Source organism: Streptomyces sp. NPDC104313, from assembly GCF_055583985.1.
This window is the reverse complement of sequence record NZ_JBVJMW010000020.1, coordinates 108,379-114,394: the sequence shown is the minus strand read 5'-3', so window position 1 is coordinate 114,394 and position 6,016 is coordinate 108,379. Positions and strand designations below refer to the sequence as shown.

General features: G+C 70.5%; 6 protein-coding genes. 3 read left to right on the top strand and 3 right to left on the bottom strand.

Translation table 11 applies throughout. The annotated features are described in order from the left end of the window. Positions 1–166 precede the first annotated feature (166 nt). Positions 167–544 (top strand): hypothetical protein, encoded by a 378-nt coding sequence (locus tag ACZ60Q_RS32790; RefSeq protein ID WP_469641206.1) that lies wholly within the window; start codon positions 167–169, stop codon positions 542–544. Positions 545–861: 317 nt separating this feature from the next. Here ACZ60Q_RS32790 and ACZ60Q_RS32785 read toward each other — a convergent pair whose 3' ends face one another. From ACZ60Q_RS32785 to ACZ60Q_RS32775, 3 genes are all read right to left on the bottom strand, one after another. Next, complete coding sequence (locus tag ACZ60Q_RS32785; protein WP_469641205.1) at positions 862–1,848, bottom strand: COX15/CtaA family protein; 987 nt, start codon at positions 1,846–1,848, stop codon at positions 862–864. An 88-nt stretch (positions 1,849–1,936) separates the two neighbouring features. Beyond that, positions 1,937–2,704: an ABC transporter permease gene (locus tag ACZ60Q_RS32780; protein ID WP_469641204.1), complete on the bottom strand. Its 768-nt coding sequence runs from the start codon at positions 2,702–2,704 to the stop codon at positions 1,937–1,939. After that, complete coding sequence (locus ACZ60Q_RS32775; protein WP_469641203.1) at positions 2,701–3,642, bottom strand: ABC transporter ATP-binding protein; 942 nt, start codon at positions 3,640–3,642, stop codon at positions 2,701–2,703. The genes ACZ60Q_RS32780 and ACZ60Q_RS32775 overlap by 4 nt, the downstream gene beginning before the upstream one ends. A 136-nt stretch (positions 3,643–3,778) precedes the next feature. On the opposite strand from ACZ60Q_RS32775, the gene ACZ60Q_RS32770 reads away from it, so the two are divergent. Both ACZ60Q_RS32770 and sufB read left to right on the top strand, forming a co-directional pair. Then, entirely contained in the window at positions 3,779–4,522 is a 744-nt protein-coding gene (locus ACZ60Q_RS32770) for a helix-turn-helix transcriptional regulator (RefSeq protein ID WP_469641202.1), read from the top strand. Then, positions 4,519–5,940, top strand: a complete 1,422-nt coding sequence (gene sufB / locus ACZ60Q_RS32765; protein WP_469641201.1) for a Fe-S cluster assembly protein SufB — start codon at positions 4,519–4,521, stop codon at positions 5,938–5,940. The genes ACZ60Q_RS32770 and sufB overlap by 4 nt, the downstream gene beginning before the upstream one ends. The last annotated feature ends 76 nt before the right edge of the window (positions 5,941–6,016 follow it).

The window sequence follows — 6,016 nt, the reverse complement described above, 5'->3', positions numbered from 1 at the left end:
TTTCCACCCCCCGTGTCTTTCCGTTTTTTTCTTTTGTTGTCCGGGGGGGGGGGGGGGCCCCCCCCCCCCCGCACCCCCCCCCCCCCGGGGGGGGGGGGGGGGGGGGCCCCCCCCCCCCCCCCCCCGCCCGTCGCCAGTTCATCTACCCGTCGGTAGCATCCTGTTCATGGCAGAGACGGCAGCAGACGCGAGCGACAGCGGGCAGACCTCACGCACGGACGCCAGGAAGGCGGCGCGCGCCGAACGCAGGGCGGCGAAGCTCGCCCACCAGATCGGCGTCTTCGCCAAGGAGCACGGCGGCGCGGAGGGACAGCTCGCCTACATCGGCGAGGCGGGCACCCGCATCGTCCTGGTCGGCGAGGACGGCGCCTGGGGCGACCTGGTGGCCCCGACCTACGCGGTGGCCGAGAACGCGGCGCGGAAGTCCGGCATCACGACGCACGAGGAGTTCGACGGCGAGTTCGCGCTCAAGGTCCGCACCGGCCCGTACGAGTGGTCCCGGATGGCCGGGATCCAGGTCGGCGGCCCCTCCAACGACCGCTGAGGCGAGCGCGCCGCTCGCGGCGCCGCCGGGCAACATCTGACACGCGGGCCCCGTCGGGCCGTGCGTGCGCACGCCTTCGCGGGGAGCCCCGGATGACCCACACGTTCCCGAGGCCGGCCTGGTCGACCGGAACCGCCACGGCGCGGCCCGCGTCGCCACGAGGATCGGATCGGGTGACGCGCGCCGGGTGTACGGACCAGGGTGAGGAGCCGCGGCGTACGGCCACGCCGCACGACGTACCGCACGACGTACCGCACGACGTACGGGAGGGGCGGCGGGCACCCGGCCCGCCGCCCCTCCCGTACCGATGTCCGTCGTCAGACCGCCGTCGCCGGTGTCGTCTCCGGCTGCTCGGCGGACGGGCCGGGCAGCGGGGCGGGTGCCTCGTCGCCGCGCTCGCGCATGCTCAGCACCAGCCGGATCACGGCGATCCACAGGATGGCCGAGCCGAACATGTGGACGCCGACCAGGATCTCGGGGACGTCGCTGAAGTACTGGACGTACCCGATCGCGCCCTGGGCGAGCAGCACGATCAGCAGGTCGCGGGCGCGGGCCCGGGTGTCGGCGGGCGCGTCGACCACCCGCAGGGCCAGCCACATCGCGATGGCCAGGGCGCAGACGACCCAGGCGGAGACGGCGTGCACATGGGCGGCGGCCGACCAGTCCCACGGCATGCGCGGTACGTCGCTGCTGTCGCCGGCGTGCTTGCCGGAACCGGTCACCGAGGTGCCCAGCACGATCAGGACCACGGTGGTCGCCACGATCGCCCAGGCCAGGCGCCGTACCGGCAGCGGAGTCCGGGGGCGCGGCGGGCCGTCGCCTTCACCGACCCGCACCCAGGTGATCACGGTGACCGCGAGGAGCACGTTGGCCAGCAGGAAGTGCCCGGCCACCGTCCACGGGTTGAGGCCCGCCCAGACCGTGATCCCGCCGAGGACGGCGTTGCTCAGGACGATCCAGAACTGCGACCAGGCCAGCCGGGTCACCTTGCGGCGGCGGGGCTTGAGTGAGCTGACGGCGATGATCGCCCAGCCGACCGCGGCCGACAGGACGTAGGTCAGCATCCGGTTGCCGAACTCGATCGCGCCGTGCAGTCCCTGCTCGGGCGTCGCGAACAGGCTGTCGTCGGTGCACTTGGGCCAGGTGTCGCAGCCGAGGCCCGAACCGGTGAGCCGGACGGCCCCGCCCGTGACGATGATGAAGACGCTCATCATGACGGCGGAGAGCGCGGCGCGCTTCACCACCTGGGTGGACGGCGTCCAGCGCTTGGCGATGAGGGAGATGGGGGTTTCCACGCGGACCATCGTAGGGCGGGGTTTGTGCATGTTTTCACGAGGGGTGGGTTCGTGCCCGGTTGCCCGGACACGTCCCCACTGCTCACCCCGGCCGGGCCTACTCCCAGCGGAAGAACCTCGCCGCCGCGCCGAGCCCCAGCGCCGCCCATACCGCGAGGATCCCGGCCTCGGCCCACGGCATCGACGCACCGTGCTGGAGGACGTCCCGCAGCCCCTCGGAGAGCGCCGATACGGGCAGCAGCCCCAGCATCGACTGCACCGCGTCCGGGAACTTGTCCAGCGGCACGATGACCCCGCCGCCGACCAGCAGCAGCAGGAACACCAGGTTGGCGGCGGCGAGCGTCGCCTCCGCCCTGAGCGTCCCCGCCATCAGCAGTCCGAGCCCGGAGAACGCGGCGGTCCCCAGGACGAGGAGCAGAAGCACGGCGAACGGATTGCCCTGCGGCGACCAGCCGAGCGCGAGGGCGATGACGGCCAGCAGCACGATCTGGAGCACCTCGGTGACCAGTACCGACAGCGTCTTCGCGGTCATCAGGGCCCAGCGGGGCAGCGGAGAGGCCCCGAGCCGCTTGAGGACCCCGTAGCGGCGTTCGAAGCCGGTGGCGATGGCCTGGCCGGTGAAGGCGGTGGACATCACGGCAAGTGCCAGGATTCCCGGGGCCAGGAAGTCGACCGACGCGCCCGGGCCGGTGTCCACGATGTCGACCGCGCTGAACAGCACCAGCAGCAGCGTCGGGATGATCACCGTCAGCAGCAGCTGCTCGCCGTTGCGCAGCAGCATCCGGGTCTCCAGCGCGGTCTGCGCGGCGATCATCCGGGGGAGCGGGGCCGCGCCGGGGCGCGGGGTGTACGTACCGGCGCTCATGCGCGCAGCTCCTTGCCGGCCAGTCGCTTGCCGGTCAGTTCGAGGAAGACGTCCTCCAGGGTGTGCCGCTCCACGGAGATGCCCTCGGGCATGACGCCGTGCTGGGCGCACCAGGAGGTCACCGTGGCCAGCAGCTGCGGGTCGATGGACCCGGTGATCCGGTACGTCCCCGGCAGCGGCTCGGCGGCCCCGGAGCCGTCGGGCAGGGCCTTGACGAGCGAGCCGAGGTCGAGGCCGGGGCGTCCGGTGAAGCGCAGGGTGTTCTCCGCGCCGTTCCGGCAGAGCGCCTCCGGGCTGCCCTGGGCGATGACCCGGCCCGCGTCGATGATCGCGACGTCGTCGGCGAGCGCCTCGGCCTCGTCCATGAAGTGGGTGGTCAGCACCGCGGACACCCCGTCGGCACGCAGTTCGCGCACCAGGTCCCAGGTGGAGCGGCGGGCCCCCGGGTCGAGCCCGGCGGTCGGCTCGTCCAGGAAGAGCAGCTCGGGCCGCCCGACGACCGCCATGGCCAAGGAGAGACGCTGCTGCTGGCCGCCGGAGAGCCTTCGGTAGGTGGTCCGGCCGCAGTCGCCTAGGCCGAGGCGTTCGATCAGGGCGTCCACGTCGAGGGGGTGGGCGTGCAGCTTGGCCATGTGGCGGAGCATCTCGTCGGCGCGCGCACCGGAGTAGACGCCGCCGGACTGGAGCATCACCCCGATCCGCGGACGCAGCCGCTCCGCGTCGGCGACCGGGTCGAGGCCGAGGACCCGTACGGTGCCGGCGTCGGGGCGGCGGTAGCCCTCACAGGTCTCGACGGTGGTGGTCTTCCCGGCGCCGTTCGGGCCGAGGACGGCGGTCACCGCGCCGGTCGCGACCATCAGATCGAGGCCGTTCACCGCGGTCTTCGTGCCGTACCGCTTCACCAGGCCCTTGACCTGTACGACGGGCTCGTTCTCCATGGCGTAGCAGTCTAGGCGGCGTCCTGAAGGGCGCGGTTCCCGGGGCCAGATTAGGTAACCCTAAGTGACGAACCGCACCGTTGATCGTTCCGGACCGTGGTTGTCAGAGTCGAATGAATTACGCAACAATGGTGTTGTGAAATACGACGGACGGGCTCCTCAGGAGGAACTCGCGACCGGTGAGCGTTCGACGCGCAACCGGGTCGCGCGCTCCATCCTGGACCACGGCCCCTCCACCGCCGCGGACCTCGCCAAGCGCGTCGGCCTCACCCAGGCCGCCGTCCGCCGCCACCTGGACGCCCTCGTCTCCGACGAGGTCGTCGAGGCCCGCGAACAGCGGGTCTACGGGGCACGGACCCGCGGCAGGCCCGCCAAGGTGTTCGCCCTGACGGACTTCGGCCGGGACGCCTTCGACCAGTCCTACGACAAGCTGGCCGCCGACGCCCTGCGCTTCATCGCCGAGTCCGGGGGCGACGAGGCGGTCCTCGCCTTCGCCCGCGCCCGGATGGCCGCGGTGGGCGAGACGTACCGCGCCGCGGTCGAGGCCGCGACGCCCGCAGGGCGCACCGAGGCCCTGGCCAAGGCTCTGTCGGCCGACGGGTACGCTGCTATGGCGCGAAGCGCGCCGGGCCCGCAGCAGGGCGAGCAGCTGTGCCAGCACCACTGCCCGGTGGCGCACGTCGCCGAGCAGTTCCCACAGCTGTGCGAGGCGGAGACGGAGTTCTTCTCCAGCCTCCTCGGGACCCATGTGCAGCGTCTGGCCACCCTCGCCCACGGCGATGGTGTGTGCACGACCTATGTGCCGCGAAGTGGCCACGCTCCACCCCCACAGACCACCCATTCAGCATCTGCAAGCACGGCCGGGAGGAACCCCGCATGACGCTCCCCACGGAGACTGCCCACCCTGAGCTCGAGGGTCTGGGTACGTACGAATTCGGCTGGGCCGACTCCGACGCGGCAGGCGCGGCGGCGAAGCGCGGTCTGTCCGAGGCTGTCGTCCGCGACATCTCCGACAAGAAGAACGAGCCCGAGTGGATGCTGAAGCTGCGGCTCAAGGGCCTCAAGCTCTTCGGCAAGAAGCCCATGCCGAACTGGGGCTCCGACCTGTCGGGCATCGACTTCGACAACATCAAGTACTTCGTGCGGTCCACGGAGAAGCAGGCGGCCTCCTGGGAGGAGCTGCCCGAGGACATCAAGAACACGTACGACAGGCTCGGCATCCCCGAGGCGGAGAAGCAGCGCCTCGTCGCCGGCGTCGCCGCGCAGTACGAGTCCGAGGTCGTCTACCACCAGATCAACGAGGAGCTGGAGGCGCAGGGTGTCATCTTCATGGACACCGACACCGCGCTGAAGGAGCACCCGGAGCTCTTCAAGGAGTACTTCGGCACCGTCATCCCCGTCGGCGACAACAAGTTCGCCTCGCTGAACTCGGCCGTGTGGTCCGGCGGATCGTTCATCTACGTGCCCAAGGGCGTCCATGTGGACATTCCGCTCCAGGCCTACTTCCGTATCAACACGGAGAACATGGGTCAGTTCGAGCGGACGCTGATCATCGTCGACGAGGACGCCTACGTCCACTACGTCGAGGGCTGCACCGCCCCGATCTACTCCTCGGACTCGCTGCACAGCGCCGTGGTCGAGATCATCGTGAAGAAGGGCGGCCGCTGCCGCTACACGACCATCCAGAACTGGTCGAACAACGTCTACAACCTGGTCACCAAGCGGGCCGTGGCCTACGAGGGCGCGACCATGGAGTGGGTCGACGGCAACATCGGCTCCAAGGTGACCATGAAGTACCCGGCCATCTACCTGATGGGCGAGCACGCCAAGGGCGAGACCCTGTCCATCGCCTTCGCGGGCGAGGGCCAGCACCAGGACGCCGGTGCCAAGATGGTCCACATGGCGCCGAACACCTCCTCGAACATCGTCTCCAAGTCGGTGGCGCGAGGCGGCGGCCGTACGTCCTACCGCGGTCTGATCGAGATCGGCGAGGGCGCGCCGGGTGCGAAGTCCAACGTGCTCTGCGACGCTCTGCTCGTCGACACGATCTCCCGCTCGGACACCTACCCCTACGTCGACGTCCGTGAGGACGACGTGTCGATGGGCCACGAGGCGACCGTCTCCAAGGTCTCCGAGGACCAGCTCTTCTACCTCATGAGCCGCGGACTCACCGAGTTCGAGGCCATGGCGATGATCGTGCGCGGCTTCGTCGAGCCGATCGCCAAGGAGCTGCCCATGGAGTACGCCCTGGAGCTCAACCGGCTGATCGAGCTGCAGATGGAGGGTTCGGTCGGCTAGGTCCTCACCCGAGGACCACCGGGACGGCCGTCCGCGGCCGTCCCCGCCCCACCGAATCCCCCGAGTTCTTGACTTA

Coding starts and splice junctions, on each gene's coding strand:
- ACZ60Q_RS32790 (WP_469641206.1), top strand. CDS start 167: ATGGCAGAGACGGCAGCAGACGCGAGCGACAGCGGGCAGACCTCACGC.
- ACZ60Q_RS32785 (WP_469641205.1), bottom strand. CDS start 1,848: ATGGTCCGCGTGGAAACCCCCATCTCCCTCATCGCCAAGCGCTGGACG.
- ACZ60Q_RS32780 (WP_469641204.1), bottom strand. CDS start 2,704: ATGAGCGCCGGTACGTACACCCCGCGCCCCGGCGCGGCCCCGCTCCCC.
- ACZ60Q_RS32775 (WP_469641203.1), bottom strand. CDS start 3,642: ATGGAGAACGAGCCCGTCGTACAGGTCAAGGGCCTGGTGAAGCGGTAC.
- sufB (WP_469641201.1), top strand. CDS start 4,519: ATGACGCTCCCCACGGAGACTGCCCACCCTGAGCTCGAGGGTCTGGGT.